The following is a 26,086-nucleotide window of genomic DNA, read 5'->3' as shown; positions in this document are numbered from 1 at the left end:
CAGTTATTCAGTTGTATCCTGGTCATGCCGAACCGTACCGGGATGCACGATGCGGGTGCGCGCCTTTGCGATGCGACTGCGTGCGGTCATGGCCGCGCGCGGTGGCGCGTATTTGCTTCGAAGGAAATGTCATAGATGAGCGCCGGCCTGGACCACCGCAAACGCTGGCTCGCGTTGGCGGTACTCTGTCTTGGCGTGCTGATGATCGTGCTCGATACGACGATCGTCAACGTCGCCCTGCCGTCGATCCGTGCCGATCTTGGTTTCACGGAAACCACCCTGGTGTGGGTCGTCAACGCCTACATGCTGACCTTTGGCGGTTTCTTGCTGCTAGGCGGACGGCTCGGCGACCTGTACGGTCACCGTCGCGTATTCCTGGCCGGCATCGCATTCTTCACCGTCGCGTCGCTCGCGTGCGGGTTGTCGACGACGCAGCACGCGCTGGTCGCCTCGCGCGCGGTGCAAGGTCTGGGCGGGGCGGTGGTGTCCGCGGTGTCGCTGTCGCTGATCATGAACCTGTTCACCGAAGCGGGCGAGCGCGCCCGCGCGATGGGAGTGTACGGTTTTGTATGCGCCGGCGGTGGCAGCATTGGCGTGCTGCTTGGTGGCCTCCTAACAAGCGCGTTGAACTGGCACTGGATTTTCCTGGTCAATCTGCCGATCGGCATCGCGGTCTATGGGCTGTGCGCGGCATGGCTGCCATCGCGCCGTGCTGAGGCGCCGCCGGCACGCATGGACATCGGTGGCGCGATCACGGTGACCGCGTCGCTGATGTTGGCCGTCTACGCGATCGTGAACGGCAACCAGGCCGGTTGGTTCTCGCCCACGACGCTCGGATTGATCGCATTGGCCGTTGCGCTGCTCATCGGCTTCATTGTCATCGAGGCGCGGGTGCGCGCGCCGCTGATGCCACTCGGGTTGTTCCGCCTGCGCAACGTTGCAGTCGCGAACTTGGTTGCCATGTTGTGGGCCGCAGCCATGTTCGCTTGGTTCTTCATCTCCGCGCTGTACATGCAGCGCGTGCTCGGCTACAACCCGCTCCAGGTGGGGCTCGCGTTCCTACCGGGGAATCTGATCATGGCGTTTTTTTCGCTGGGGTTGTCAGCCCGGCTGATCATGCGCTTCGGAATCCGCCGTCCGCTCGGCGTCGGCTTGCTGGCTGCGGCGCTCGGATTAGCGCTGTTTGCGCGCGCGCCGCTGGACGGCGGCTTCCTGCTGAACGTGCTGCCCGGCATGGCGCTATTGGGCGTGGGCGCGGGCATTGCGTTCAATCCATTGCTGTTGGCCGCGATGAGCGAGGTGGATCCATCCGAATCGGGACTCGCGTCCGGTGTGGTCAATACGGCGTTCATAATGGGGGGCGCGCTGGGACTGGCCGTGCTGGCCAGCGTCGCGGCGGCACGCACCGACGCGCTGACCGCGTCCGGCACCGTGGCGCAGGCTGCGCTCAACACCGGGTATCACGCCGCATTTGGCATCGGTGCACTATTTGCGTTGCTGGCCGGCGTGCTCGGCTCCACACTGCTGCGCGTCAAGTCGCCCGCGCCCGATGCCCATGCGGCGCTGACCGATTGATCGCGGCCCGGTGGACATGATGCTGCCGCGCTCAGAATGCGAAGCGGCCGATGATGAACAGCAGGTTGCCTGCATTGACGCTGCCCAAGTGCGGTATGAACAGACCCATCACCGAAGCGCGCCGGTATCGGATTGACGCGACCGGCGGCAAGCAGGGCGGGATGTCGATTGCAAGGCGCTACAGCGGGCGCCGCCACCGTACCAGCAGGCTGGCGCCGTACGCGATGGCGGACAGCGTGGTGATCCAGAAGCTCGTCGGCCAGTCGGTGTAGAACGCCAGCGTGATGCCGCTCCATGCTTGCGCAAGTGCGAGCAGGGCCGCGCACGCGACGCCGGTGCCGATCCGCGTCGTGAGGTTCTGCGCGGCAGCGGCCGGCCCGACCATCAGTGTGAACACGAGCAGCACGCCGACAATTTGCGTGCATTGTGCGACCGCGATGGCGACAATCGTCAGGAACAGCACCGATACGGCGCGCAGCGACACGCCTTTGGCCTCAGCTAACTCGGGCTGCAGGCTCGAGAAGATCAGCGGCCGGGCGATTGCCGCTAACGCGGCAAGGGCCAGCAGCGCCAGCCAGGCGAGCGATGCCAGCACGCTGGGGCTCACGCCCAGCACGTTGCCGAACAGCAGCGTGGTGACCTGCGTCGCATAGGCGGTGAAGAAATGCAGGAACAGTAAGCCGGCGCCGAGCGACAACGATAGTGTGATGCCGATGGCGACGTCGCGTCCAGACAGGCGTTCGCCGAGCGCGCCCATCGCAATGCCGGCCGCGACTGTGAAGCCGATCATGCCCCACAGTGGTGAGACGCCGAGCAGCGCGGCGCCGGTGGCGCCGGTGAAGCCGACATGCGACAGCGCATGTCCTGCAAAGGTCTGCTGGCGCATCACCAGGAAGAAGCCGACGATGCCGGCGACGATCGCGACGATACCGGACGCCGCGAACGCGTTGATCATGAAATCGTATTCAAACATCGTGTGTTCCGCGGCGCGCGAGGGCGTGATCAGGCTGGCGTGCTATTGACAGGTGATCAGGGCCGTGGCCGTGGGCAGCACCGTCGTCATCTTCGTGTGTGTGTTCGCGCTTCTCAATTTCCACACCGCCAGACATCACGAAGATCCGTCCGGCAAGACGCATGACGTCGATTGGCGCGCCATACAATCGTGACAGCACCGGTGGCGTGATGACCTCGTCGACGGTGCCGAGCGCGGCGCGACCGTTGCCCAGGTAGAGCACGCGGTCGATCGCGTTGAGCAGCGGATTAAGCTCATGGGCGCTGAATAGCACGGTGATGCCCAATTGGCGCTGTACCCGCCGCACCAACTCAACGACGCTGGCTTGGTGGTTTGGGTCCAAGCTGATCAGCGGCTCGTCCAGCAACAGCAATCGAGGCTGGCCGAGCAGGCATTGCGCAAGCAGTAGGCGTTGGCGCTCGCCGCCGGACAGTTCGGCGAGCGGCCGATCAGCCAGCGCCAACGCGCCGACGATCGCCAGCGCGTCGTCCACCGCCCGGTGTGTGCGGCCTCGGGCCAGCGCGATCCCCCAGCGGTGCCCGTCAACCGCGCATGCCACGAAGTCCCGGCCGGACAGGCGTCGCGCCGCCGGGGTGCTGCGCACCTGCGGCATGTAGCCGATCGCGGCATTGCCGCGCGTGACGGGCTGCCCGAGCACGCGTAGCGTACCGCGGGCGGGGGGCACGAGGCCGAGCAGTGCACGCATTAGCGTGGTTTTGCCGGCACCGTTGGGACCCAGTACGCCGATGAACTCGCCGTTGCCCACCGTGAAGCTGACATCGTCGAGCAGGCGGCGCGGGCCCAATTCGAGCGTGACACGATCGAGCTCGATCGCTGGGTCAGTCATTGAAACTGTCCTTGCAATGCTTTTTCCAAGGCGTCGAGTTGCTCCAGCATCCATTGCCGATACGTCTTGCCGTGCGGCTGCGTTTCGGTGACGTGCACCGTCGGCACATGCGACTGCTGCGCAATCTTCAGCAGCCGTCGGGTTGACGTGTCGCTGGCCTGGCTGTTGTAGATCAGTACCTTCACCTGCCGCGTCCTCAGGTCGCGCTCAAAGGCGGCGATATCGGCCGCGCTGGGCTCCGTCTCGTTCATTGCCGCAAGCTGAAAACGTTCGTTGCGCATCGTCAAGCCGATGGCCTCGGCCATGTAGCCGAACACAGGTTCCGTCGCGGTCACCGGCGCGCCTTGATAACGTTGTTTCAATGCGGCGATTTTCTCATCGATTGGCTTCAGCGAGTCGATAAATTGTGTCAGCCGGATGGCATAGTCGGTCTTGTGCGCCGGATCCGCTTGCACGAGGAATGCACTGACCGCGCGTGCCACTGCCGGCATGGTCGCGGGTAGATACCACAGGTGCGGATTGTCACCTGGCTTCTTGCCGACCAGCTCGGCGGCGATGATCTCGGTGCGCGGCTGGCGGCTGGCGCGCGATCCGGCGAGCAGCTTGGGCAGCCATGGATCGTAGTTCGCGCCGTTGTAGACGACCAGTTGTGCCGAGGCGAGCGCGCGCGCGGTCTTCGGGCTGGCTTCGAACAGGTGCGGATCTTGGTCGGGGTTGCTCAGGATGCTAGTGACCGACACATGCGGGCCGCCCAGCGCCTGGACCAGTTCGCCATAAAAATTCTCGGCTGCGACGACTTGGATCGTCGGAGAGGCCGCAGCGCATGCGGGTGCGGCGGCCAGTAGCGGCAGGCAGAGGGCGATCGATGCGGCAACGGTCGCGACAAGGCGTTTCATCAAACGGCTCCGGATAGGCCCGCGACGCGGCGGACCGGGATCGACGAAGGGCCCGCTCCGACGGCGGCCGGGCGCGGGCGTGCTGGCGTCATCGCACGAGAATAGATGATATAACATAACATTTTATGCGGTGGTATAACATAACAGCGCGCCGACATGCCGACATAACAGCGCACCGGCGCCGCTCACCTTCGTATCGGGGGCCGTGGCCAGCGCGTTTTGAGGAACGTTGATGCTGAACGAAATGATGGCTTCTGCTATCGTCCCAAGCATGCAGACGATCCTTTCCGTATCCCACCTTTCGAAGACGTATGCGTCCGGATTCCGGGCGCTGCGCGACATTAACCTCGATATCCGGCGTGGCGAGATCTTCGCACTGCTTGGGCCGAACGGCGCGGGCAAGACGACGCTGATCAGCATCATCTGCGGCATCGTCAATCCGAGCGCGGGCCGCGTGACGGTGGACGGCCATGACATCATCACCGATTATCGCGCCGCGCGCACCACTATCGGGTTGGTGCCACAGGAGTTGACCACTGACACGTTTGAATCGGTCTGGGGCACGGTCTCGTTCAGCCGCGGCTTGTTCGGCAAGCCGGCCGATCCTGCACATATCGAGAAAGTGCTCAAGGCATTGTCACTCTGGGATAAGAAAGACAACAAGATCCGCACGCTGTCCGGCGGCATGAAGCGGCGCGTGATGATCGCCAAGGCGCTGTCGCACGAGCCGCGTATATTGTTCCTGGATGAGCCGACCGCAGGCGTGGACGTCGAATTGCGGCGCGACATGTGGCGACTCGTGCGCTCGTTGCGCGACAGCGGTGTGACGATCATCCTGACCACGCACTATATCGATGAAGCGGAAGAGATGGCCGATCGCATCGGCGTGATTCGCAACGGTGAGATCATTCTTGTCGACCAGAAGGCCGAGTTGATGCGCAAGCTCGGCAAGAAGCAGCTCACGCTGCAGCTTCACACGCCGCTGCAACGCGTGCCGCAGCAGCTTGCCACCTATCGGCTCGAGCTGGCGCGCGGCGGCAACGAGTTGATCTATACCTATGACGAGCGCGCCGAGCACGCGGGCATCATCGAGTTGCTGCACGCACTGGATGACGCGAATATCGCGTTCAAGGACTTGCAGACGACACAAAGTTCGCTGGAGGACATCTTCGTGAGCCTCATGGAGGCGCGCCGTGAACCACAACGACAGGAGGCGCTGTGATGAATGTATATGCGATCCGTGCGATCTACCGCTTCGAAATGGCGCGTACCTGGCGCACGTTGATGCAGAGCATCGTGTCGCCGGTGATTTCGACGTCACTGTATTTCATCGTGTTCGGTGCGGCCATCGGCTCGCGCATCCAGCATGTCAACGGCGTGAGCTACGGGGCATTCATCGTGCCCGGACTGATCATGCTGTCGCTGCTCACGCAAAGCATCTCGAACGCCTCGTTCGGCATCTACTTTCCGCGTTTCACTGGGACGATCTACGAGCTGCTGTCCGCGCCGGTGTCGTATGTCGAGATTGTGATCGGCTATGTCGGCGCGGCCGCGACCAAGTCGATCATGCTGGGATTGATCATTTTTGCGACGGCCCACCTATTTGTGCCGGTCCAGGTCAACCATCCGGGCTTTATGCTGTTGTTTCTGCTGCTGACCGCGTTCACATTTGCGCTGTTTGGCTTCATCATCGGCGTGTGGGCCGACAACTTCGAGAAGCTACAGGTCGTGCCGCTGCTGATCATCACGCCGCTGACGTTTCTTGGCGGCTGCTTCTATTCGATCGACATGCTGCCGCCGTTCTGGCGCACGGTGGCGCTGTGCAATCCGGTCGTGTACCTGGTCAGCGGATTTCGCTGGAGTTTCCAGGGCGAGGCCGAGGTGAACATCGGCGTATGCGTGGGCGTGACGATCGCATGCTTGGCGTTGTTCGTGGCGATCGTCGCGTGGATCTTTAAGACCGGGTACCGCTTGAAGAGCTGAGCAGGCCGGCGCCAGCGTTGCGTGCTTCGCGATGGTGATCGGCGCCGATGAACGTGTCCATCGCCGGCACCACGAACAGGGTGAACAGCATGCCGATCGACAATCCGGCGAAGATTACCCGACCCATCGCGTTGCGCGCGCAGTCCGCTCGCGTCCTGGTCCCATGCGGTCAGCGCGTCGCTCAGATGACTGAATCCCACGGCGCGGAAAGCCGCATCGCGCAGTTGATGATGCCGACCATCGAGTAGGTCTGCGGGAAGTTGCCCCACATCTCGCCGGTGACCGGATGCGTGTCTTCCGATAGCAATCCGAGATGGTTGCGTGCCGCTAGCATCGCTTCGAAGATCGCGCGCGCTTCTTCACGACGGCCGATCCTGGCCAGCGCGTCGATGCGCCAGAACGTGCAGATGTTGAACGCGGTTTCCGGCTTGCCGAAGTCATCCGGTGCTTCGTAGCGCCGCATGTAGGGCCCGTCGCACAGCGAGCGCTCGAGCGCCTCGACAGTGGATACAAAGCGTGGATCCTTCGGGTCGATCATGTTGACTTCGGCCATCAGCAGCACGCTCGCATCCAGATCTTGGCCGCCGACACTTTCCGCGAACGCGCCGCGCGCCTCGTTCCACGCGTTATTCAGCAGGTATTCGCGGATCGCGTCGGCGCGCCCGCGCCACAGCATCTCGCGCTCGGGCAGCCCGAGCGTATGCGCGATCTTTGCGAGCCGGTCGCAAGCGGCCCAGTTCATCAGCACCGACGACGTATGGATGCGCGCGCGCGAGCGCAGCTCCCACATGCCGGCATCCGGCTTTGTATAGATTCGGTAGGCATTCTCGCCGACGGCCTCCAGGTGCTCGAACTCGAACAGGCCGGCTGGGCGTATTAGGCGCCGGTCATGGAAAGCCTGCGTCGCACCCAGGATGATGTTGCCGTACACGTCGTGCTGGAAGTGCTCGTGCGCCTGGTTGCCCACGCGCACCGGCGCGTGGTCGCGGTATCCGCCCAGATGCTCGACGATCGACTCCGGAAGCGACGCTTCCAGGCCGATGCCGTATAGCGGTTTGATATGCCCGCCCTTGGAGCGCAGCACGATGTTGCGCAGCCAGCGCAGGTAGTCCTCCATCGTGCCGACCTCGGACAGACTGTTCAGCGCACGCACGACGAAGAATGCATCGCGCAGCCAGCAATAGCGGTAGTCCCAGTTGCGGCTGCTGTTCGGTGCTTCCGGAATGCTGGTGGTCATCGCGGCGATGATCGCGCCGGTATCCTCGAACAGCGACAGCTTCAGCGTAATTGCCGCGCGAATCACCGCGTCCTGCCACTCCAGTGGTATCGCGAGCCGGCCGGTCCACGTGCGCCAGTACTGGATCGTGTCCTGCTCGAAATCGCGCGCGGTGTTCTCGATGCCCGTGGCAAGCGTCTCGTCCGGTCCGAGGATGAAGTTGATCTCGCGATCGAGCAGGAACTGCTGTTCCGCGACGATGTAGGACAGTGGCGCGTCGGTCGTGAGCCGCAGCGTTTGCGCGGGGCCGACATAGCGGATGTGGTGGCTGCCGTGCGTGATCGCCGGTGGCAGCCGGCCCCAGTCAAAACGTGGGCGCAGCCGTACTGTGATGCGCACCGCGCCTTGCAGCGGCTTCACGCGGCGCACCATCGTCGTGGGGCGGAAATAACGTCCGCGCGAGTAAAAGCGCGGCGCGAAATCGGTGATCTCGATACCCTGTCCGTTCTTATTGTACAGACGCGTGCGCAGCACCGCGGTGTTTGGCTCGTAGGACTGCTCGCCACGCACATAGTTCTCGAGCTCGATGCTCCACAGGCCGGCGTGGTCCGAGGTGTCGATCAGTGCGTTGAAGACCGGATCGCCATCAAAGCGCGGCAGGCAGCTCCAGACGACGCAGCCCATCCTGTCGATCAGCGCGCTGAACGCGCAATTGCCGATGACGCCGACATCGAGCGAGCGATGGGGGGTGGCACGGGAGGGGAGCGTCAGGGATGACTCGGTGGAGGACAGGATCATCGCGAAATACCTTGGTGTTCTAAGTTGGGATGGAGCAGACGCGTCCACGGCGCGCGGCACGGCCATGGCCGCACCACGCACCACGCGCGACGCGCAGCGTGCAGTCTGCGCCAGCGCCGCGGTGTCGCGCAAGGCTGACAGCACGGTTGGTTGTGAAATCGACACGCGCAGACAGATCAGCGCAGACGTGACCGGCTATCCGGTCATCACGATCGAGCTGGAAGTCGAGGCCGCGCTTGGTGCGGCATGGCTCACCGGCCTGGGCGCCGGGGGATACGCGACGACTCAATCCGCGGCTGGGCCAGGCTGCGCGAGCGCGCCGTGCTGGACGCCGCGCGGCATGCGTACTATGCTCAGCTGTTTGACCTATACAAATCGTTGTGCCTGTCACTGAAGGAGGCGATGCCCCGGCTGCGCGACATCAAATAGACGGCGCCCGCACGGTCCGCTAAAGCGAGCCGACCGAGTCAAATACCGGACCTTGTACGTAGCGCACATCGTATTGCTGCAGTAACTCGAACTGCGCGTCGTCCATGACGTGCGTGAAGATCAGCGGGATCTTCAGCCGGCTCGCGTAGCTCACCAGTGGCTTGACCACTGCATCGCGCAACGCCGAGCCCGAGTTTATCTTGATGAAGTCCAGCCGCGCCATGTCTGACACTGACAGGATTTGGCCGGCATTGGGCAGGTTGCCCGCGACCTTGAAGCCATAGCTTTGGTAGCTCTTGGTCAAGTGGCCAAGAAACGTGCGATGCGCGACGGCCGCCTCCGGCAGCTCGATGACCACACGCGCCGGATTCAAGCCGAGCGACACGAGCACGGTCGAGAAATGGCGCCCGTGGTCGTACTTGACGCTCTTCAATAACCGTTCGTGCACGTTCAGGAACAGCAGACCGCTGCGCTGCACGCCGAAGAAGTTGATCGCGTGTACAAGCCGCGACAGCCGATCCAGTGCCACCAGGTCCTGATCGTCGACGGTCGAGTTAAACGGATCGCGCACCGGCGACGACTCCGCGCCTGCCGGCGCGGCCTGTGTTATCGCCTGGTAACCGATGTCGTCACCGAAGCGGTCTGCCGCGTGCGCATCGGCGGCCAACGATTGCGGAAAGCCCCGCGAGCCCACGTCGAAGATCGGCTGGTACTGGCTGGTCAACTCCAGGCCATGATGCCGGCCGCGCGCCGTTGTGCCCGCGTGCAGCAACACGCGCTCGGCGAAGTAAGGATGGCGTGCCGCGGCGGCGGCGAGTTCAGAAAGAGTCGGCGGAATCATTATCGAAATAGTAGCAGTCGCCGTGGCTGCCGCATCGACAAAAAATGCTATTTGACTCACGTAATATGTGGCACAGCTGCGGGGCTGGGCCGAGGACTGACGCAATCCGGCGCAACGCGGGTCTGGACGCGACGATCGACTATCAGAATGTGACTTTTCGCTATCAGCGCTAGCCGGATCAGGCCGTGGCCGCGCCCGCTGAGTATCCGGGCGTCGTGGTCGGCACGGGTTACGTCGGCTTAGCCTGCGCGATCGACCTGGCCCAGCAGGGCGTGCCGGTGGTGCTCAACAACGACAACACGCTATCGACCGGATTGCACGCGATTTGCTTCGCCAAGCGTACCCTGGAGATTTCGCTCGGTTGGGCTGCGGCCAGCGCATGCTCGACAAGGACATGCGCTGGAACGTCGGCAGGGTATTTCTGTATGACGAATTGATCTATACATTCAATCTGCTGCCGGAAACAGGCTACACGCGGCCCGCGTTCATCAATCTGCAGCGGTACTACGTCGAAGACTATTTGGCCGAGCGGGCGCAACACCTGCCTAATCTCGATCTGTGCTGGTCGAACAAGGTGGTCGGTCTCGCGCAGGATGGCGCACACGTGACGCTGACGGTGCAAACGCCCGATGGCACGCATGCGATCAACGCGCGCTACGTGAGAACGGCAATGAACTCGTCCTGACCGGATGGTGCCAGGGCGATGGTGGTGCCAGGGCGACGAGTACCGGCTCGGTTTTGGCCGTTGCAGCCGCACGGTGCTGTCGGCGTTGAAGCTTGACTGACGCGGCCGCGCCCGGCGGCATGCCGCCGGTTGCACGCTGGCGCGCTGGGGGCCAAAGGTTGTTGATACCAGCGGCTTTCTGTTCGGGCTGGTGAATCGGGCGGTTTACCGGCTCGTTTTTAGCCTTGCGTCGCAGTCCGCGCAGTGCGCTGTTCCCACAGATGCGCGCAGATAAATATGACGACGCCGGCAAACAGCACGCCGATCAGCGCGTCAGGGCTGCTTGTGCGCATCAGTGTGCCGGCAATCATCGGCCCGAAGCAGCTCGCCACGCTCCACGATGCGCCGATCAACGAGCTAGCGGTGACTAGCGCCGGGCCACGAAAACGTTCGCCGATCGCCGCCAGCGACAACGTGTAGATTCCGCCCGCGGCCGCGCCGAGCACGATCAGCACAGGCCAGCGCAGCCACGGCTGCGCGGCGATCACCGGCAATGTCGGCAGCAGCAGCGCCACGACCAGCGCGGCGCCCAAGTGCACGCGCGCCCGGCCGACGTGATCGGCCAGCCATCCAAGGGCAAATGCGCACGCCGTATCGCCGAGCAGGATTGCGGAGCCGAACACAACGGCCAGTTCCGTTGCGACACCATGGTGGACCGCGAACAACGGCAGTAGCGACAAGGCGAGTGTATCGAACAGCGCAAAGAAGCCTGCACCGACCACCAGTGCCGGCATGCGGGGTAGCACCGTTTGCCAGGCGCTATGGGGCTCGTCGTCGGCCGGGCCGATGTCGCGGGGGATGCGCATCACCCACAGGCCCGGCAGCGCCAGCAGGAAGATCGCGCCGCACAATGCAAAACGCCATCCCGGGTAGTCGGCGATCATGCTGACCAGCAGCGGGCCAGCCATCTGGAACAGCGTGAAGTTGGTCGCGTACAGCGCGACGATGCGCCCACGCGATCGATCGTTGGCGAGCTGGTTTACCCAGGCCTCGGTGATCGTGAACAGCAGCATCAACGCGGCGCCAGCGGTCGCCCTCAGGAGTGCCCAGGCAACGAGGTTAGTCGTCAATTGCATCGCAAGCGTCGCGATTGACGTTATCCACACCGTGACGATGATGGCACGCCGGGCGCCGATACGTGACGTGATGCGCGCCGCGAATGGCACGATCGCGATACCGCCGCCCGCCTGTGCGGCGGTCAGCATGCCGACCACGTGGGAACCATAGCCGGCCTGCATCAACGCCAGGGCGGTCAGCGGCAGCGTGGCGCCGATGCCTAGTCCGACGACGGCAACGCTGACAATCAACGCAAAGAAGTCGCGTGTAAAAATAACTTTCATTCGTCGTATTATGAGGCCGGCGTACCAATGGTGGCAGGCCCATTATCGTGGCGCCGCGCCCGCGGCTGATCGCAGCAGGCGGCGCGGGTTGTTCAGGCGCTCAGGAGGGTGTCACGCAGGCCGGCGCGCGCCGATCCAGACTGTAGGACCAAGCTGCCAGCACAAGCGCACCGAGCGCCATCGCGATGCCCACGTAGGGTAGCCAATGCAATGGCCAACCCGCGCCAATCGCGGCGCCGCCCAGCCATGCGCCGCTGGCATTGCCAAGGTTGAATGCCCCCTGGTTTAACGTCGAGGCGAGGTTGGGGGCGGCGCTTGCCCGTTCGACGATCAGCATCTGGACCGGTGGCACCACGGCGAAGGACAGGATACCCCAGACGAACACGGTGGCCATGGCCGCCGCCGGAAGCTTCATCGTGAACGAGAAAACCGCCAGCGCACATGCAATGCTGAGCAGGAGCGTCTTAAGCGAGGGCAGCAGTCGCCAGTCCGCCAGCCGGCCGCCGAGCGTGCTGCCGACCGTCAGGCCAAGGCCGAACAGCAGCAGTACCAACGTCACGTGATGCGGCGTAAGTCCAGTGACGTCCTCGAGGATTGGCGTGATATAGGTGAACACCGAAAACAGACTCGCCGACGCGAAGACGCTGATGCCCAGCACCAGCAGCACCTGCGGGTTCTTCATCACGTTGAATTCGTGACCGAAGCTGGCCCGCTGCATCTCGATCTTCGCGGGCAGCCACGCCCCGAGTGCGGCGGCGGCCAACACCCCGATCAGCGTAACCGCCCAGAATGTCGCGCGCCATCCAGCCATCTGCCCGAGCGCGGTGCCCAGTGGCACGCCGAGCACGTTCGCCAGTGTCAGGCCGGTGAACATCAGCGCAATGGCCTGCGCGCGGCGGTTCGGCGCGACCAGTCCCGCGGCGACGACCGACCCGATACCAAAAAATGCGCCGTGGCAGAACGCAGTGACGACGCGGGCTCCCATCAACACCGCATAGTCCGGTGCAACCGCGCATAACAGGTTGCCGACGATAAACACGCCGACCAGACTCATCAGCGCACGCTTGCGGGGCAAGTTTGCCGTGAGCATCGCTACGATCGGCGCACCGATCGTGACGCCCAGCGCGTATCCAGACACCAGCATGCCGGCGGCCGGAATCGATACGCGCAGGTCGCGCGCTACGTCCGGCAGCAAGCCCATGATCACGAACTCGGTGGTGCCGATGCCGAAGGCGGCAATGGCGAGGGCGATGAGCGGCAAGGGCATGAGCAGGCTTCGTGGTAGGGAACCACGGTCCGGGGCGCGCGGGGTATGTGCACGGAGGCCGTGAAGCGCCATCTTACTGTATCTGGGGAAACCCTGCTGCTGGACGTCGTCGATCGCGACTCGCCGTCGATCGCGCACAAGTCATGTGCCGCGCGGCCATCAACTCATATTGTGCCGCCGTGTCGCCCGGTACCGGCGGACGGCGAATTGCCGGGCATCCGCGAGCCCTTCGTCGAGCGCGGCCCGATAGCCGCTGGCCCCGTTACGCATGAGCGCCAGCGCCAGGTCTGGCAGTGGCGCGTTGTCATAAGCCGACCGGCGGTCGCGCACAGTGCCGCCCGCGCCTTGTAGCACGGCCACTGACGCTCGTGAACCGGCGTCGAGCGCTTCGAATGCCTGCCGCAGCGGCGTCGCATAATCGATGGCGTTGCGCGCGTAACGCCGCTCCAACACGATTGTCGTGGCCGTGCCTCGACGTTTGGCATGCATGGACGGGCTGTGATGGGTGGAGATGATGGGCGCGCCGGCCCCATAGTGTCGCGATTCACCGTGCTTCACGCAGGCTGCGATATCAAGCGAGCTTCCGATGCTTTGCCGTTTTGCGCGAAAGCCTCAATGGGCCGGCGCAGGAGCCGGCAGGTTCTGCGAGAAAGGCGTATACCGTTTTTAACGGCGGCCGCGGATGGCGACGAGCGGGCCGGACGGGAACGGTACGTTTTTTGAGTCACTAGTGCGGATTGTCAACGAGCGTTCATCCTGGGCGTGATGTAATTGCTGCCGTGCTGGGCGACGGCCGCGGTACGCCGCAACGTGACATTCTCGCTGCGTCGTATTTTCCCGCCGAGGTGCACGAGCGCGAAGCCGATGCGCTGGCCCAGTGCTGCGGCTATCACGGTGACGCCGAGGAATACCTATCGCATGGCGTCACGGATTGATGCGGTGACGTGGCACGCCGGGTGCGAGCAGCGTCAGGCCGGAGGCGTGGTCGGTTAACTGACGCGCCACTCCCCTGTCGAAAAAGGCCATGGCGCCGCAGGGCGCGATGCCGGTTGCGCCGTGGCGTGCGGACTCTTCGTGCTACTGGCCGAGCCGCTTACATTGTCGCGTGTGACCATCGCGTCGGCCGGATGCTGTCGTTCTGGCATGCCGCGGCCTGCGTTGCACTGCTGCTGCGATGCAGGGGTGCCTTGCTCGGCGTCATAGCCCCTGTCGTCGGCTTGGCCGTAGCGTGCGCAGACGAACTCGACGAATGCGCGCGTCTTGGCCGCCATGTATTGCCGCTCCGGGTAGACCACGGACAGCGTGGTCTTGCTTTCCAGGATTTCGCAGTCGGGCAATAGCTGGACCAGCCTGCCGCTGGCCACGTCACGCTCGACCACGCGCTGCGGCAGCAGCGCGATGCCCATGCCGCCGACAGCCGCGGCGCGTAGCATCTGCGCACTGTTCACCACGTAGACCGGCTCGGGCATCGCCAACTGGTACTCTGCGCCGTGCGCATCGCGCAGGCGCCAGAGCCGGCTGCGGTCACTGTGCGATTGCGCCAGCAACGACAGCGCAGGCAGGTCATTCGGCGCTTGCGGCGCGACGTGCTCGAGCAGGTAATTCGGCGAGGCGACGATCACCGACGCGCACGAACTCAGGATCTGGCTGGAGAGTCCATTGCCCGGTGCCACCGCGGCTTGCACCAGCCCAACGTCGTAGTTGTCGCCGAGCGCGTCCACGGCCTGGTCACCCAGCGTGACATGTAAGCGGATCCGCCCATGACGCTGGCGGAACCCTTCGACCAGTCCGATCAGTTCGTCGCCAAGCGATGTCGAAGCGGCGACACGCAACGTGCCGCGAGGCTCGTCGTCTCCGTTGACCACGGTTGCTTCGATGAAGTCAAGTTCCTCGAGCAGTCGACGACAACCCTGTAGGTAAACGTATCCTGCCTCCGTCAACGACACGTTGCGTGTCGTGCGATTGATGAGCCGCGTGTTCAGGTGGGCTTCCAATGTCGCGATAGAACGCGTGACCAAGGCATTGGAGACATTCAGTTGCTGTGCCGCGCGCCGAAAACTCTGTGTTTCCGCGACCCGGGTAAACACGCGCATGGCCTGGATCTGATTCATTCTGAGCTCGTGGTCGAGAAAGATTATGTTTGACAGCCGATTGTTTTTCCCATATTAAAGTTGCCCGGCCTTCGGTGTTCCGTTGGGGAAATCCATTCGGGATCTCAGACAGTTTATAGAGGATTGCGGAGTCCAAGCAAACGGGGCGCGACAAAAATCGACAATTCGTCAGCGGATTGCATCAACGAATGGACGTACCCGCGGCGCGTAATGTGCTCTGATATCGCGTTATTGCCCCAGTATCGTGGCCCTTTCATGCACCCAACCTCCTGTACATCGGATGGATGCGGCCCCGGCGTTCTGTGTAAGTTATTTCGAAAATTTCAACAGGCACAGGCAATTTTGCTCCGTTGTTGCATTCAATGAGTAACCATTGCATACGTGGCCATTGACAGGCGGCAAAAGATGAATATCTTCACCGGTTCGTTTGGCTTTGCCACTTTATCCGTGAGGCGGCCGACGGTTGCCACCGCCGGAAAACAGCTTGCGCCTATAAGATTACGGGCTGTTTCAAATTATATCGGCGAACTTGTGCCGCAGAATTGCTGGTGCCTAAAAGGCATCGCCGTCGTGCATTTTGGGGTGGCATTACCCCGTTGTGTTCGGATTTTTTATTTTCGATTTCGATATTCGTTTCAATTAGAAAAATTTTTCCTATATTGTTTCGATTTTGTTTTCTATTGGCGCAATGGAGACGGCAGCTTCGCGAAGCTGCTCACTTAGGCCGGCGAAGTGCCCGGTCCATTTTGTCGGCGTGCCCATACAATACTCAGCACAACGGCGACGCATGCGGCGACTGCGGCAAACAGATCGATCGATTTATACCTGAAGGCGCCGGCGATCAGTCCAGCTAGGGGCCCGGTGATGCCCAGCGACAAATCGAAGAGCACGGAATAGGCGGACAACGTTGTGCCGCGGCTGTCCGGTGGGACTTGATGCAGCTACGCGGTGGCGGTCAGCAGCACGCCACTTGCGCCGCATGCGAGCAAGCCGCGCATGACGGTTGGCCCGACAACTAGACAGCACCGGCGCAAGACGGGCGCTGGCTGGCAGAGAGTGGCACGCACCCTCGACGCGCATCGGGGCGCGAGGCGCCCGCCGCCGTAGCGGTTGGACGGTATCATCGAAGGCGGTCGTCACAGGTTCGCGGCGGGCATGCCGTCGCCATCAGGCGGCCACCGTGCCGGCATCGCAACGATGATAGCGTGCGACCGCCGGTGTGTGTGTCAAGCCTCTATCGGACGTGGATCCTATCAGTCGGCGGTGTCAATCTGTGCACCATGCTTGACCCTGGGGCCGCGCGGCGCCGGCGACCACGTCGGACGCTGCGTCGCGCCGCCATCGATGATCACGATATAGCGCCCGGCCCAGCGCGATGCCTCGCGATCCGGCTTAAGCACCCACAGGAAGTGGCCTTCCCGGATGCGCGTCTCATAGTCAGCATCTAGTATGCCGTAGTGATCCAGAAACGTGTTGAGTGTGCCTGGGATTCGGATACAGCCTTTCGAGTGCCGCATGCCGAGCAGCGATTCGAGCCGGTCGGGATCGGTAGAGTGCATTTGCAGCCGCATCTGGCTCGTTGCGCGAGGACCCCAGCCGCGCTGTGCCTGCGCCCATCCAAGGTCGTAAATTCGCTGGTCGTGCGCGCCATAGCCGCGAATGCCATTATCGTTGAGCGTGCCTTCGGCGCGAAAGTCCATATTGTCCGGAGTATGCCGGAACACTCCGAGCGGCGTGATGAAATGGTCATAGCGACCCGGCATGCCGGTGGAAACAGGCGATGCGCCGATCACCTGCCAAGGGTCCGACGACGCCTGACGCCACATCAACACAAATGCTTGTACGAACGGATTGCGGTCCACGACGGCGACGAATTCGTTTGCCACGTCAGGCAAGCCGGCTTGGACGAGCGCGTTCTGCAGCAGTTGCCCATAGTGCGCTTGGGCAGTGGCGGGTATCGACAAGGTGCGGTTGACAGTCTGCTCATATAGTTTCCGATAGTCGAGCGCGGAGAGCACATTGGTATAGCGCGGCAGTATGGGGGTGTCGCACGGCGGTGCGTGGGTGGCCGAGGCCGTGGGTTGGGCCGGTGGCCGCACGGGCGACGAGGCCGGCGTTTGCACTGGAACCGGCACCGATGATGAGCCAACGGCAGATGATTGCCTCGGGGCAGCCGGTTGCTTGGGGGCAGTGGATGAGCCCGGGGCGGCCGGTGAGGCCGGGGCAGCCGACGAACCTAGGGTAGCCGACGAGCCCGAGGACGTAGATGACCTGGGGACGGACGACGTAACAGGTGTGAATGCCGTTTCGATTACCGATTTGACCGTGTCGAGGGTCGATTGTGCGCTCGATCTCGGCCGCAACGCAGGCTCGGCCGCTGTTGCGCCGGCGCTGGCGTCGGACTGCTGTGATGAGCCTACCGCGGGCATTGGCGTCCAGAGCGCCAGCGCAATCCATGCGAGCGTGAGCATACGGCCGTGCAGTAATCTGGCCGAAGTGCAGTCGAACTGAGAGAGGCCGCAAGCCGGGCGCTGTGCGTTGTGCGCTGATTGATGGAGAACAGGGGAAGGGTGGTGTGTTTTTTGCATCGCCGATAGACCGTGCTGCACCGCCGGAGTTCGCGCCACTTGCCGGCGTGCCGCTGGTTACGCGGCGGCGCTCGATCCCAAAGTGCCGGAACGCAGCGGCGGCGCACACGCGGCCGACATCAACCCGAATGCCGATATAGGGGCCATGGACCGTCCCGGCAAGCCCGCACGGGTTTCGTCGACGACGTCTACGTATGTATGGCGTATCGCGCATTCGACAATGGGTCGACAGCAGTGCGCGGCCCCGATAGAATCGCGGTCCCGCGATCTCCGACGGCCTGCCGCAATGGACTATCAGGCGATCCTCCATAAAATACAGCACGACATCACGCCGTGGCTCGGCAAAGGCCGCGTCGCGGACTATATTCCCGAGCTTGCGAAGGTTGACCCGTTGCACTTCGGCATGGCCATCGTCACGTTGCGAGATGAGGTCTTCTGCGTCGGCGACGCTTGGGTTCCGTTCTCGATTCAAAGCATCTCGAAATTGTTTGCGTGCACCTTGGCCTTCCAGTTGCAAGGCGACGCGTTGTGGCAACGTGTCGGCCGGGAGCCATCGGGCAATGCGTTCAATTCACTGGTGCAACTCGAACATGAGAACGGGGTGCCGCGTAACCCCTTCATTAATGCAGGTGCCCTGGTGGTCACCGACGTGCTGTGCCGGCGTTTCGTCCAGGCGGAAACAGCGCTCGTGCAATTCATGCGCCGTCTGGCCGGGCGCTCGGATATTGACTACAGCGCCAATGTCGCGGAATCGGAGCTCGCGCATTCGGACAGAAATCGCGCGATGGCGCATTTCATGAAGAGTTTCGGTAACCTGCAGATGTCAGTGGACACCGTGATCGACGCGTATTGCCGGCAGTGCGCTATCGAAATGAACTGCGTCGACCTGGCTAGGGCGGTCTTATTCCTGGCCAACGGCGGCGTGGTGCCACACAGCGGCGAGCGCGTGCTCGGCGCAAGCCCGGCGAAACGGTTGAGCGCATTGATGCTCACTTGCGGTACGTACGATGCCGCCGGGGACTTCGTCTACCATGTCGGATTGCCCGCTAAGAGCGGCGTCGGTGGCGGCATTGTTGCGGTATTGCCGGGGGAACTCGGCATTTGCGTGTGGTCTCCTGCGTTGGACGCGAATGGCAATTCACTGGCCGGCATGCAGGCGCTCGAGTGGCTGACGACACTCAGCGGACGGTCAATATTTTGACGCGTCGCGCAGGCCTGGCGCGGGCGGCGCCCATGTCGCGGCAGCGGGAATACATCGCATTGGATCGCCGATACGGCTCGGGCGGCGTTGATACTATGATGCTCTATAAGGATGGCGGGCCAGCCGTTGCCGGAGTGGAGCCCGTCGTCGAAGTGGATGCTGATGCTTGAGATGCAGGTGTCGAGGCCGAAGCCGATGCGGGTGCCGACGCCAACGCCGACGCTGACGCAGGTGCCGCGTTAGGCGTTGCGGGGGACACCAAAGCCTGGGTCGATACTGGCGCTGGCATGAATGTAGGGGCTGGCGCTCGAGCGGGGTTGGTATCCACGTTGGAAGCCGGGACTGCAACGGCGCCCGACGCCGCGGTGGAAGCCGATGCTGGCGCAGGTGTTTGTGTTGCTTCAGTCGCCGCGGCGGCGGCCGCCTCGACGCTTGTGCCGGCCAAGCGGGCCCGCAGGGGCATGGCCGACGGAGTCGACACCACGGGTGTGTTCATCTTGAGCGGGGCGTCGGCTGGGGTGGCGGCTGGTTCGAGCAGCGGCGCAACCGGTTCCTTCTCGGCGGCCTTGGCGGCAGCTGGCGACATTGCACTGTTTAGCAACATCGACGTGCCCATCGGCATGATCAGCCTGGAGTCATGAATCGGCCAGGGCCGTACCGCGACGCGCAGCATGGGCGGCGCGATGTGCATCGTTGCGGCGCTGTGACATGTGTGGTTGCGATGCTGAGTATCGTGAGTGCGTAGCGACGCGCCGTGCCTGTCATGCTATTGTGGTTGATAATGCAAATAATTATCATTAGTATTATAGTCCGTTCCAAGTGCCCGCGCTGCCCGGACGAGGGCTCTAGCGCGCCTTTTTCGCCGTAACTCGTAGGCATACTTATCAATGACGCGTAATAAAAAGACTTATCGCGCCCTGCTGATCGCCACTTTATTCGTCAGCGTAAAGTCGGGTTTTGCCCAGGACGGGGTTGCCCAGCCCGTGCTGCCCACGATTGCGGTCAGCGCGTCGGCCGAGCACGGATCATACGATGCAAGCCGTTCGCGCGCCGGGACTAAGACGGACATGTCCTTGATGGATGTGCCGCAGACCATCAACATCGTGCCACGCGCGGTGATCGATGACCAGAATGCGGCATCGATGCAGGACACGTTGCGCAACGTGCCGGGAGTCGGCTTTTCGGTCGGCGATGGCCAGCGCGATCAAATCACGATCCGTGGCTTCAACAGCATCACGGACCAGTATGTCGACGGCATACGTGACGACGCGATGTACTATCGCGATTTATCCAATGTGCAGCGGATCGAGGTCTTAAAAGGACCGGCAGCGGTACTGTACGGGCGCGGCTCGGCAGGGGGCATCGTCAATCGTGTGCTTAAGCGGCCACAAGCCGAGCCAGTGCGGGATATCGGCGTGATGCTTGGCACGCGTGGCGAGCGTCGCGGTGAAATCGACATGGGCTGGAACGTGAATGATGCGGCACGCTTCCGTATCACCGGCGCCGCTGAGAATTCGCATAGTTTTCGCGATCAGTTCGCGTTGAACCGCCAAGCAGTCGCGCCTTCGGCGCAATTCAAGCTGAGTCCGGATACGGTAGTGAACGTCGAACTCGACTACCTACACGATCGCCGCACGTCTGATCAGGGTTTGCCCGCCTATATGGGGCGGCCGGTCGATGTGCCGATCAACACTGACTACGGCTCTGCCGATGCGGCGAATAGCTCGTACAATGACGCTTTGGCGAAAAGCGCAACGGTGTCGCTCGATCACCGTTTCAGCCATTCGCTAGCTTTCCACGGCGCGCTGCGGGCCTACGATTTCTCACTGGAGCGGAAAAACTATGTCACGTTCCAGCCGATCAAGGCGGCAGTGCGCCCGACCGTCACGCTCGACCAGTCGACGCGCCAGCGGACCGAGCATGGCGTGGATGGCGTCTTTGAGTTGACGCAGCAAACGACGCTGCTCGGCATGCGCCACGACCTGCTGTATGGGATCGAACTGTCGCAGCAGCAGAAATTCGACACGATCTATGGCGTATCGAAAGTGGCAACGTACGATCTGTACCATCCACAGTTGATCGATCTACCCGGCGTGCCGCCCGGGAGGCCGGCGCGCACGAATGCTGCGACGGTCGTCGGCTTGGCCGGTGTGTATGCGCAGGATCTGATGACATTGACACCGCAGTGGAAGCTGCTCGCTGGCCTGCGCTTTGACTATTTGGATCAGATTCGCCACGATTACACGTCGTCCAACGTGAATCTTGCACGTACCGACCGCGCATGGAGTCCGCGCGTCGGACTGATCTACGAGCCGCTCGAGTGGCTGACGCTGTATGGCTCGTTCAGCCAGTCTTTCTCGCCGCTTGCCGATACCCTGATCAGCTCGGGTGCGTTCGCCAATGGTGCAGCGCTGGCGCCGCAAAAGACCACCGCATACGAAATTGGCTCGAAGTTCGACCTCGGTGGCAAGGCGACGGCTACTGTTGCACTGTTCGACATGCGGCAAACGAACCAGCAAATCGGCGATCCGGCCAACCCCGAGTATGCGCTGCCGATCGGCACTCAGCACGTACGGGGCTTCGAAGTCGGCTTTTCTGGCGAAATTGCACCAAAGTGGTCTGTCTACGCCGGTTATGCGTATTTGAACGGCACGGTTGACGGATCGCCGCAATCGACGGCGGCTGGGCTGACGCTGGCCAGCAACACGCCAGGCCTGATGCCACGCCATAGCGCGAGCCTGTGGCTCAAACGCGAGCTTCCCTACGGCTTTTACGCGGCCGCCGGCGCACAGTTCCAATCAGCGCGCTACGCATCTGCGAGCGATCAGGTCACGCTGCCTTCGTTTACCGTATTCAATTTGGGCGCCGGCTATCGCAGCAAGAAAATGGATGTGACGCTGACGCTGGACAATCTGTTCGATCGCCGCTATTTCATCTCGGCGCATGGCAATGCCGACATGTTCAACATGCCTGGCGAACCCCGTACGCTGACGGCCACGGTCAAGTGGCATCTGTAAGCACAATGCTGTGCGCTAAAGAAAATTCGGGTTCTTGAAATAGTCCTCACCCGTCCATATAATTAGCACTCGCCGCACGTGAGTGCTAACAACCCGTGCCATCAGGGCGCCTGGCTTGCCGGGTGCCAACGTTAAAAAAGCGTTCTTCAGCCTGAAACACAAAAGGAGTATGTATGAACCTTCGTCCTTTGCACGATCGCGTCATCGTCAAGCGTCTGGACCAGGAAACCAAGACGGCGTCGGGCATCGTGATTCCCGATGCAGCGGCTGAAAAGCCTGATCAGGGCGAAGTCCTGGCCATCGGCCCGGGCAAGCGTGATGACAAGGGCGCGCAGATCGCGCTCGACGTCAAGGTGGGTGACCGTGTGTTGTTTGGCAAGTATGCTGGCCAAACGGTCAAAGTCGATGGGCAGGAGTTGCTCGTCATGCGCGAAGAAGACATCATGGCGGTCGTCCAAAAGTAACGGTCGCAGTTCGGCTTTCCAAAGATTTCAAGGAGTTAGAAGATGGCAGCTAAAGACGTTGTGTTTAGCGATTCCGCCCGTGCGAAGATGGTCGAGGGCGTGAACATTCTCGCCAACGCAGTGAAGGTGACGCTCGGCCCGAAGGGCCGCAATGTCGTGCTCGAGCGCAGCTTCGGCGGCCCGACGGTGACCAAGGACGGTGTGTCCGTCGCGAAGGAAATCGAGCTGAAGGACAAGCTGCAGAACATGGGCGCGCAAATGGTCAAGGAAGTGGCTTCCAAGACCAGCGATAACGCCGGTGACGGTACGACGACGGCGACCGTTGCATCGCGCAATCGATCGTTGCGCGAAGGTATGAAGTATGTCGCCTCGGGCATGAACCCGATGGACCTGAAGCGTGGTATCGACAAGGCGGTTGCCGCCGCAGTCGACGAGCTGCGCAAAATCAGCAAGCCGTGCACGACGAGCAAGGAAATCGCGCAAGTCGGCTCGATCTCGGCCAATAGCGACACGTCGATCGGCGAGCGCATCGCTGAAGCGATGGACAAAGTCGGCAAGGAAGGTGTGATCACCGTTGAAGACGGCAAGTCGCTCGCCGACGAACTCGAAGTCGTCGAAGGCATGCAATTTGACCGCGGCTACCTGTCGCCGTACTTCATCAACAACCCGGACAAGCAAGTCGCCGTCCTCGAGAACCCGTACGTGCTGCTGCATGACAAGAAGATCTCGAACATCCGCGACCTGCTGCCGGTGCTCGAACAAGTGGCCAAGGCCAGCCGCCCGCTGCTGATCATCGCGGAAGACGTCGAAGGCGAAGCGCTTGCGACGCTGGTGGTGAACAACATCCGCGGCATCCTGAAGACCGTCGCGGTCAAGGCGCCTGGCTTCGGCGATCGTCGTAAGGCGATGCTCGAGGACATCGCGATCCTGACCGGTGGCCAGGTCATCGCCGAGGAAACCGGCCTGTCGCTGGAAAAGGCTACGCTGCAGGAGCTGGGCCAAGCCAAACGGATCGAAGTCGCGAAGGAAAACACGACGATCATCGACGGCGCGGGCGAAGCGAAGAACATCGAGGCGCGTGTGAAGCAGATCCGCACGCAAATCGAAGAAGCGACGTCGGACTACGATCGCGAAAAGCTGCAAGAGCGTGTCGCGAAGCTCGCGGGCGGCGTGGCAGTGATCAAGGTCGGCGCGGCCACCGAAGTCGAAATGAAGGAAAAGAAGGCGCGTGTCGAAGACGCGCTGCACGCCACGCGTGCCGCCGTTGAAGAAGGCATCGTGCCGGGCGGTGGCGTCGCGCTGATCCGTGCCCGCACTGCGATCGCCAGCGTCAAGGGCGAGAACGCCGACCAAGAGGCCGGTATCAAGATCGTGCTGCGTGCGATGGAAGAGCCGCTGCGCCAGATCGTGGCGAACGGCGGTGAAGAGGCCAGCGTGGTGGTCGCGGCTGTGGCGGCCGGCAAGGGCAACTACGGCTACAACGCAGCGAGCGGCGAGTACGGCGACCTGGTCGAGGCCGGCGTGGTCGATCCGACGAAGGTCACGCGCACCGCGCTGCAAAACGCGGCGTCCGTTGCTGGTCTGCTGCTGACGACTGATGCGGCGGTGTGCGAGCTGCCGAAGGAAGACGCACCGGCACCGGCCGGCATGCCGGGCGGCATGGGTGGCATGGGCATGGACATGTAAATTCGGCTCGCCGGATGGAGTCCGAGCGGCGCCCCGTGGCGGGCGCCGCTCGCCCGACTATAAAAAAACCCGCATCGCTGCGGGTTTTTTTATAGTGCGCCGACTGCTGCTGCCCGCTACCGGTCACGGTGACCAACACAGAGCGGTGTCTTGTCTCGCGTGAATGTTAGCGGGGCTCAGGTCAATGACGCAACGCGCCGGCGGGCGTGTTCGGCTTCGCAGCCGGCGGACTTTGACCTTCGTCTGTGGTGCGGGCCCAGAAGAAGCGGTCCAGCATGTATCCGCCCATGCCCGGTCGATAGGCGTGCTTGATGGCCTGGTGCACGTACTCCTGCGCCTCGCGCACTGCCTCGCCCGGGTCTTGACCATTGGCGAGCAGTGCCGTAATCGCAGCGCCCAGCGTATCGGCAAGCCCAATCAGCCGCTCGCTGCCGCGGTCCCATGCATCCTGACGGACCTGACCTTCTTCGCTGAACAACGTGTTGAGCAGTTGCGAAGGCCGCGCGTCGGTACACAACACGTATTCACAGCCCTGCTCGAGCAGGTGGGCGATGGCACTGTCGAGCGTGATCGGATCGGCATCGGCATCCGGCTGCGCCAACTGCATGAGCGTCGCCGGGTCTGCGATCAGCAACGTCGTCTGTGGCGCGAGCAGTTCCGCGATCGACTCGCGCAACTCGTCGCCGGCCAACACATGCTGCTCATCGAGCGTGAAGTCCGGAACCAGGATCAGCGGCAGATCGTCATAATCTGCAACAACTTCCGCAATTGCGCTGACAATTTCGGCCCGTGTTGTCGCGCCGACTTTAAAGGCGGCAACTGGCATGTCCTCGAGCAGCATCCGGGCTTGCGACGCGACCGCCTCGGGGTCCAGGCCGGTCACGTCGCCGGCGGCCGCCGAATCGCGCACCGCATAGCCGGTCAACACCGACACCCCATGGCAGCCGATGCTGGCCAGCGTGAGCAGGTCGGCCTGCAGGCCGGATGCGCCGGTCGGGTCCGACAGGCCAAAGGTAAGAACAATTGGAGGGGTGTCGCTGGACATGGAAGGCGTGAAGCGTTACAGGGGGATGGCGAAGGCTGCGGCATGAACCCGCGTTTTCGAATCGGCCGGCCGCGCTGCATAACCGTTGCTAGGCAGCGACGCGGCGACAAGGTACCATCGTGCCTTTCATTGTAACGGATCACTCATTCGACGCGGCAACAAGATGGAATACAAGAGCTGGATGTGCCTGATTTGCGGTTGGATCTACGACGAAGAAGCTGGTCTTCCGGAAGAGGGGATCCCGCCCGGCACGCGTTGGGAGGATGTCCCGATCAACTGGACGTGCCCCGAGTGCGGTGCACGGAAGGAAGATTTCGAAATGGTCCAAATCTGAACCGCCGAGCGCCAACACGTTGCATCGATAGCGAGTGGTGTGCACGCGCATCGATTGGGGGCATGGAGTCCCCGCTGTCGCTCGATAACCTCGTCCTGGTTGCACGACCGATGTCGGCGGCCGTTCTGCATCCGATCAGCCGCCTGGAGGCGTGGTTGCTCCTGCGCGTGCGGTGTGAGCCACGCGCTGTTTGCTGGTGCTAGTGCTGATGCCGGTGCTGCGAGCCCATGCTGACGACGCGCCGGCGTTGCTCGAGCAGGTCGGCGGCTGCCTGAACGAGCTGCAGGATGGCGTCATGGAGTTGAAAGTTCCAGACCCTTAAGACGGCTGGCTGGCCGCCGGTGCGTTGCGCTGCCCGCGTTTCGACTGCGGCAGGATGGCAGCGACGTTGCGCAGGCCCATGCCAAGCGTGTGATTGCACGATTGGACTTGCTGCTTGCGCAGCACGCGCGCAGCATGAGCTATGCACCGTCCGGATTGGTGCGCGCCACGCTCGAGGCGGCGTGGCAACGTACGCGCTGGGCTGTGCGGGGAACGGGCGAGACGCTCAAGCGGCGGTTGTACCAGATTGCCGTCGGCATTCCGCTGCCCGATCCAGCTGCCGTGCTGTTCGACCTGGACAGTGCAATCGAAGGCAGGCCGGCGCGTGGCCGGGCTATAGTGGAGTCGGCAAAGTGCCATCATCGAAGTCGCTAGGGACCCCCGGGTCTTT

At 62.7% G+C, this 26,086-nt stretch carries 28 protein-coding genes and 2 pseudogenes; 16 read left to right on the top strand and 14 right to left on the bottom strand.

Going from position 1 to position 26,086, the window contains the following annotated elements:
- Positions 1-135: 135 nt before the first annotated feature.
- Complete coding sequence (locus tag RBRH_RS10115) at positions 136-1,575, top strand: DHA2 family efflux MFS transporter permease subunit (RefSeq protein WP_013436148.1); 1,440 nt, start codon at positions 136-138, stop codon at positions 1,573-1,575.
- Between the two features lie 31 nt (positions 1,576-1,606).
- Here the strand turns inward: RBRH_RS10115 and RBRH_RS21385 are convergent, their stop codons facing one another.
- From RBRH_RS21385 to RBRH_RS10100, 4 genes are read right to left on the bottom strand one after another with little or no spacing between them, the layout of a single operon-like run.
- Positions 1,607-1,726, bottom strand: a complete 120-nt coding sequence (locus tag RBRH_RS21385) for a hypothetical protein (RefSeq protein ID WP_157864430.1) — start codon at positions 1,724-1,726, stop codon at positions 1,607-1,609.
- Between the two features lie 27 nt (positions 1,727-1,753).
- Positions 1,754-2,548, bottom strand: coding sequence for a metal ABC transporter permease (locus RBRH_RS10110; RefSeq protein WP_013436146.1), 795 nt, complete (start codon positions 2,546-2,548; stop codon positions 1,754-1,756).
- Positions 2,541-3,434 (bottom strand): metal ABC transporter ATP-binding protein, encoded by an 894-nt coding sequence (locus RBRH_RS10105; protein WP_041753803.1) that lies wholly within the window; start codon positions 3,432-3,434, stop codon positions 2,541-2,543. The genes RBRH_RS10110 and RBRH_RS10105 overlap by 8 nt, the downstream gene beginning before the upstream one ends.
- Complete coding sequence (locus RBRH_RS10100) at positions 3,431-4,447, bottom strand: metal ABC transporter solute-binding protein (RefSeq protein WP_013436144.1); 1,017 nt, start codon at positions 4,445-4,447, stop codon at positions 3,431-3,433. Before RBRH_RS10100 ends, RBRH_RS10105 begins: the two co-directional genes overlap by 4 nt.
- A 154-nt stretch (positions 4,448-4,601) precedes the next feature.
- On the opposite strand from RBRH_RS10100, the gene RBRH_RS10095 reads away from it, so the two are divergent.
- Both RBRH_RS10095 and RBRH_RS10090 read left to right on the top strand, forming a co-directional pair.
- On the top strand, positions 4,602-5,552 hold the full coding sequence (locus RBRH_RS10095; protein WP_041753799.1) for an ABC transporter ATP-binding protein: 951 nt from the start codon (positions 4,602-4,604) through the stop codon (positions 5,550-5,552).
- A complete protein-coding gene (locus RBRH_RS10090) occupies positions 5,552-6,313 on the top strand; it encodes an ABC transporter permease (RefSeq protein ID WP_041753798.1) in 762 nt (253 codons plus the stop codon). The genes RBRH_RS10095 and RBRH_RS10090 overlap by 1 nt, the downstream gene beginning before the upstream one ends.
- Here the strand turns inward: RBRH_RS10090 and RBRH_RS19050 are convergent.
- Complete coding sequence (locus tag RBRH_RS19050) at positions 6,285-6,440, bottom strand: hypothetical protein (RefSeq protein WP_157864429.1); 156 nt, start codon at positions 6,438-6,440, stop codon at positions 6,285-6,287. The two genes, RBRH_RS10090 and RBRH_RS19050, sit on opposite strands and share 29 nt — an antisense overlap.
- Before the next feature lie 54 nt (positions 6,441-6,494).
- Positions 6,495-8,327, bottom strand: a complete 1,833-nt coding sequence (locus tag RBRH_RS10085; RefSeq protein ID WP_041753796.1) for a glycoside hydrolase family 15 protein — start codon at positions 8,325-8,327, stop codon at positions 6,495-6,497.
- A gap of 246 nt (positions 8,328-8,573) precedes the next feature.
- On the opposite strand from RBRH_RS10085, the gene RBRH_RS16760 reads away from it, so the two are divergent.
- Entirely contained in the window at positions 8,574-8,756 is a 183-nt protein-coding gene (locus RBRH_RS16760) for a hypothetical protein (RefSeq protein WP_013436139.1), read from the top strand.
- 19 nt (positions 8,757-8,775) lie between these two features.
- Here RBRH_RS16760 and RBRH_RS10075 read toward each other — a convergent pair whose 3' ends face one another.
- The gene (locus RBRH_RS10075) at positions 8,776-9,597 is read right to left on the bottom strand and encodes an EAL domain-containing protein (RefSeq protein ID WP_041753793.1); all 822 of its coding nucleotides are present in this window, start codon (positions 9,595-9,597) and stop codon (positions 8,776-8,778) included.
- 185 nt (positions 9,598-9,782) lie between these two features.
- Between RBRH_RS10075 and RBRH_RS20330 the strand changes: the two are divergent.
- Positions 9,783-10,276 (top strand): annotated as a pseudogene (locus RBRH_RS20330) (FAD-dependent monooxygenase); the annotation flags it as partial.
- 224 nt (positions 10,277-10,500) lie between these two features.
- Here the strand turns inward: RBRH_RS20330 and RBRH_RS10065 are convergent.
- The 3 genes from RBRH_RS10065 to RBRH_RS10055 all read right to left on the bottom strand — a co-directional run bounded on the left by RBRH_RS10065 (position 10,501) and on the right by RBRH_RS10055 (position 13,417).
- On the bottom strand, positions 10,501-11,661 hold the full coding sequence (locus RBRH_RS10065) for an MFS transporter (RefSeq protein ID WP_013436135.1): 1,161 nt from the start codon (positions 11,659-11,661) through the stop codon (positions 10,501-10,503).
- Positions 11,662-11,761: 100 nt separating this feature from the next.
- Positions 11,762-12,928 carry an MFS transporter gene (locus RBRH_RS10060; protein WP_041753790.1) on the bottom strand — a complete coding sequence of 389 codons (1,167 nt, stop codon included), beginning with the start codon at positions 12,926-12,928 and terminating at the stop codon, positions 11,762-11,764.
- Between the two features lie 159 nt (positions 12,929-13,087).
- Positions 13,088-13,417: a hypothetical protein gene (locus RBRH_RS10055; protein ID WP_041753788.1), complete on the bottom strand. Its 330-nt coding sequence runs from the start codon at positions 13,415-13,417 to the stop codon at positions 13,088-13,090.
- Between the two features lie 248 nt (positions 13,418-13,665).
- Between RBRH_RS10055 and RBRH_RS19045 the strand changes: the two genes are divergently transcribed.
- Entirely contained in the window at positions 13,666-13,863 is a 198-nt protein-coding gene (locus RBRH_RS19045; protein WP_013436131.1) for a hypothetical protein, read from the top strand.
- Positions 13,864-13,917: 54 nt separating this feature from the next.
- Here RBRH_RS19045 and RBRH_RS10050 read toward each other — a convergent pair whose 3' ends face one another.
- Positions 13,918-15,039, bottom strand: coding sequence for a LysR family transcriptional regulator (locus RBRH_RS10050; protein ID WP_013436129.1), 1,122 nt, complete (start codon positions 15,037-15,039; stop codon positions 13,918-13,920).
- A gap of 405 nt (positions 15,040-15,444) precedes the next feature.
- Between RBRH_RS10050 and RBRH_RS19040 the strand changes: the two genes are divergently transcribed.
- Positions 15,445-15,762 (top strand): hypothetical protein, encoded by a 318-nt coding sequence (locus tag RBRH_RS19040; RefSeq protein WP_157864428.1) that lies wholly within the window; start codon positions 15,445-15,447, stop codon positions 15,760-15,762.
- Here the strand turns inward: RBRH_RS19040 and RBRH_RS20325 are convergent.
- Together RBRH_RS20325 and RBRH_RS10045 are read right to left on the bottom strand one after the other, a co-directional pair.
- Positions 15,759-15,971 (bottom strand): annotated as a pseudogene (locus RBRH_RS20325) (MFS transporter); the annotation flags it as partial. The gene RBRH_RS19040 and the pseudogene RBRH_RS20325 sit on opposite strands and share 4 nt — an antisense overlap.
- A 321-nt stretch (positions 15,972-16,292) precedes the next feature.
- Positions 16,293-17,057 (bottom strand): L,D-transpeptidase, encoded by a 765-nt coding sequence (locus RBRH_RS10045; RefSeq protein WP_232509290.1) that lies wholly within the window; start codon positions 17,055-17,057, stop codon positions 16,293-16,295.
- A gap of 19 nt (positions 17,058-17,076) precedes the next feature.
- Between RBRH_RS10045 and RBRH_RS20320 the strand changes: the two genes are divergently transcribed.
- The 6 genes from RBRH_RS20320 to groL all read left to right on the top strand — a co-directional run bounded on the left by RBRH_RS20320 (position 17,077) and on the right by groL (position 23,995).
- Positions 17,077-17,550: a hypothetical protein gene (locus tag RBRH_RS20320; RefSeq protein ID WP_041753787.1), complete on the top strand. Its 474-nt coding sequence runs from the start codon at positions 17,077-17,079 to the stop codon at positions 17,548-17,550.
- A 363-nt stretch (positions 17,551-17,913) separates the two neighbouring features.
- Entirely contained in the window at positions 17,914-18,828 is a 915-nt protein-coding gene (locus RBRH_RS10035) for a glutaminase (protein ID WP_041753785.1), read from the top strand.
- Positions 18,829-19,115: 287 nt separating this feature from the next.
- The gene (locus RBRH_RS10030) at positions 19,116-19,469 is read left to right on the top strand and encodes a hypothetical protein (protein ID WP_041753784.1); all 354 of its coding nucleotides are present in this window, start codon (positions 19,116-19,118) and stop codon (positions 19,467-19,469) included.
- Between the two features lie 246 nt (positions 19,470-19,715).
- The gene (locus RBRH_RS10025; protein WP_013436123.1) at positions 19,716-21,845 is read left to right on the top strand and encodes a TonB-dependent receptor; all 2,130 of its coding nucleotides are present in this window, start codon (positions 19,716-19,718) and stop codon (positions 21,843-21,845) included.
- 173 nt (positions 21,846-22,018) lie between these two features.
- Positions 22,019-22,309: a co-chaperone GroES gene (gene groES / locus RBRH_RS10020; RefSeq protein ID WP_013436121.1), complete on the top strand. Its 291-nt coding sequence runs from the start codon at positions 22,019-22,021 to the stop codon at positions 22,307-22,309.
- 42 nt (positions 22,310-22,351) lie between these two features.
- A complete protein-coding gene (groL, locus tag RBRH_RS10015) occupies positions 22,352-23,995 on the top strand; it encodes a chaperonin GroEL (protein WP_013436120.1) in 1,644 nt (547 codons plus the stop codon).
- Positions 23,996-24,176: 181 nt separating this feature from the next.
- Here groL and thiD read toward each other — a convergent pair whose 3' ends face one another.
- Positions 24,177-25,040: a bifunctional hydroxymethylpyrimidine kinase/phosphomethylpyrimidine kinase gene (thiD, locus tag RBRH_RS10010; protein ID WP_013436119.1), complete on the bottom strand. Its 864-nt coding sequence runs from the start codon at positions 25,038-25,040 to the stop codon at positions 24,177-24,179.
- Between the two features lie 163 nt (positions 25,041-25,203).
- Here thiD and RBRH_RS10005 point away from each other — a divergent pair, with 163 nt between their 5' ends.
- From RBRH_RS10005 to RBRH_RS10000, 3 genes are all read left to right on the top strand, one after another.
- Positions 25,204-25,374, top strand: coding sequence for a rubredoxin (locus tag RBRH_RS10005; protein ID WP_013436118.1), 171 nt, complete (start codon positions 25,204-25,206; stop codon positions 25,372-25,374).
- 196 nt (positions 25,375-25,570) lie between these two features.
- Positions 25,571-25,696, top strand: coding sequence for a hypothetical protein (locus RBRH_RS20950; RefSeq protein ID WP_269764284.1), 126 nt, complete (start codon positions 25,571-25,573; stop codon positions 25,694-25,696).
- Between the two features lie 134 nt (positions 25,697-25,830).
- Positions 25,831-26,070 (top strand): hypothetical protein, encoded by a 240-nt coding sequence (locus tag RBRH_RS10000; protein ID WP_157864427.1) that lies wholly within the window; start codon positions 25,831-25,833, stop codon positions 26,068-26,070.
- The last annotated feature ends 16 nt before the right edge of the window (positions 26,071-26,086 follow it).

It is taken from the genome of Mycetohabitans rhizoxinica HKI 454 (genome assembly GCF_000198775.1).
Taxonomy (GTDB): domain Bacteria; phylum Pseudomonadota; class Gammaproteobacteria; order Burkholderiales; family Burkholderiaceae; genus Mycetohabitans; species Mycetohabitans rhizoxinica.
Note: the sequence above shows the minus strand (reverse complement) of the source record. Positions and strands in the feature narration are given on the sequence as shown.

Excerpts from the sequence above, each read along its gene's own strand:
- RBRH_RS10035 (WP_041753785.1), top strand. The coding sequence starts at position 17,914 with ATGGACTATCAGGCGATCCTCCATAAAATACAGCACGACATCACGCCG.
- RBRH_RS10095 (WP_041753799.1), top strand. The coding sequence starts at position 4,602 with ATGCAGACGATCCTTTCCGTATCCCACCTTTCGAAGACGTATGCGTCC.
- RBRH_RS10105 (WP_041753803.1), bottom strand. The coding sequence starts at position 3,434 with ATGACTGACCCAGCGATCGAGCTCGATCGTGTCACGCTCGAATTGGGC.
- RBRH_RS19040 (WP_157864428.1), top strand. The coding sequence starts at position 15,445 with ATGAATATCTTCACCGGTTCGTTTGGCTTTGCCACTTTATCCGTGAGG.
- RBRH_RS19050 (WP_157864429.1), bottom strand. The coding sequence starts at position 6,440 with ATGGGTCGGGTAATCTTCGCCGGATTGTCGATCGGCATGCTGTTCACC.
- RBRH_RS10100 (WP_013436144.1), bottom strand. The coding sequence starts at position 4,447 with ATGTTATATCATCTATTCTCGTGCGATGACGCCAGCACGCCCGCGCCC.
- groL (WP_013436120.1), top strand. The coding sequence starts at position 22,352 with ATGGCAGCTAAAGACGTTGTGTTTAGCGATTCCGCCCGTGCGAAGATG.
- RBRH_RS10085 (WP_041753796.1), bottom strand. The coding sequence starts at position 8,327 with ATGATCCTGTCCTCCACCGAGTCATCCCTGACGCTCCCCTCCCGTGCC.
- RBRH_RS10060 (WP_041753790.1), bottom strand. The coding sequence starts at position 12,928 with ATGCCCTTGCCGCTCATCGCCCTCGCCATTGCCGCCTTCGGCATCGGC.
- RBRH_RS10000 (WP_157864427.1), top strand. The coding sequence starts at position 25,831 with ATGAGCTATGCACCGTCCGGATTGGTGCGCGCCACGCTCGAGGCGGCG.
- RBRH_RS10090 (WP_041753798.1), top strand. The coding sequence starts at position 5,552 with ATGAATGTATATGCGATCCGTGCGATCTACCGCTTCGAAATGGCGCGT.
- RBRH_RS10075 (WP_041753793.1), bottom strand. The coding sequence starts at position 9,597 with ATGATTCCGCCGACTCTTTCTGAACTCGCCGCCGCCGCGGCACGCCAT.
- RBRH_RS10025 (WP_013436123.1), top strand. The coding sequence starts at position 19,716 with ATGACGCGTAATAAAAAGACTTATCGCGCCCTGCTGATCGCCACTTTA.
- RBRH_RS10005 (WP_013436118.1), top strand. The coding sequence starts at position 25,204 with ATGGAATACAAGAGCTGGATGTGCCTGATTTGCGGTTGGATCTACGAC.
- thiD (WP_013436119.1), bottom strand. The coding sequence starts at position 25,040 with ATGTCCAGCGACACCCCTCCAATTGTTCTTACCTTTGGCCTGTCGGAC.
- RBRH_RS10110 (WP_013436146.1), bottom strand. The coding sequence starts at position 2,548 with ATGTTTGAATACGATTTCATGATCAACGCGTTCGCGGCGTCCGGTATC.
- RBRH_RS10115 (WP_013436148.1), top strand. The coding sequence starts at position 136 with ATGAGCGCCGGCCTGGACCACCGCAAACGCTGGCTCGCGTTGGCGGTA.
- RBRH_RS20320 (WP_041753787.1), top strand. The coding sequence starts at position 17,077 with ATGGGGGTGTCGCACGGCGGTGCGTGGGTGGCCGAGGCCGTGGGTTGG.
- RBRH_RS10055 (WP_041753788.1), bottom strand. The coding sequence starts at position 13,417 with ATGCATGCCAAACGTCGAGGCACGGCCACGACAATCGTGTTGGAGCGG.
- RBRH_RS10050 (WP_013436129.1), bottom strand. The coding sequence starts at position 15,039 with ATGAATCAGATCCAGGCCATGCGCGTGTTTACCCGGGTCGCGGAAACA.
- RBRH_RS10030 (WP_041753784.1), top strand. The coding sequence starts at position 19,116 with ATGAATGTAGGGGCTGGCGCTCGAGCGGGGTTGGTATCCACGTTGGAA.
- groES (WP_013436121.1), top strand. The coding sequence starts at position 22,019 with ATGAACCTTCGTCCTTTGCACGATCGCGTCATCGTCAAGCGTCTGGAC.
- RBRH_RS10065 (WP_013436135.1), bottom strand. The coding sequence starts at position 11,661 with ATGAAAGTTATTTTTACACGCGACTTCTTTGCGTTGATTGTCAGCGTT.
- RBRH_RS16760 (WP_013436139.1), top strand. The coding sequence starts at position 8,574 with ATGGCTCACCGGCCTGGGCGCCGGGGGATACGCGACGACTCAATCCGC.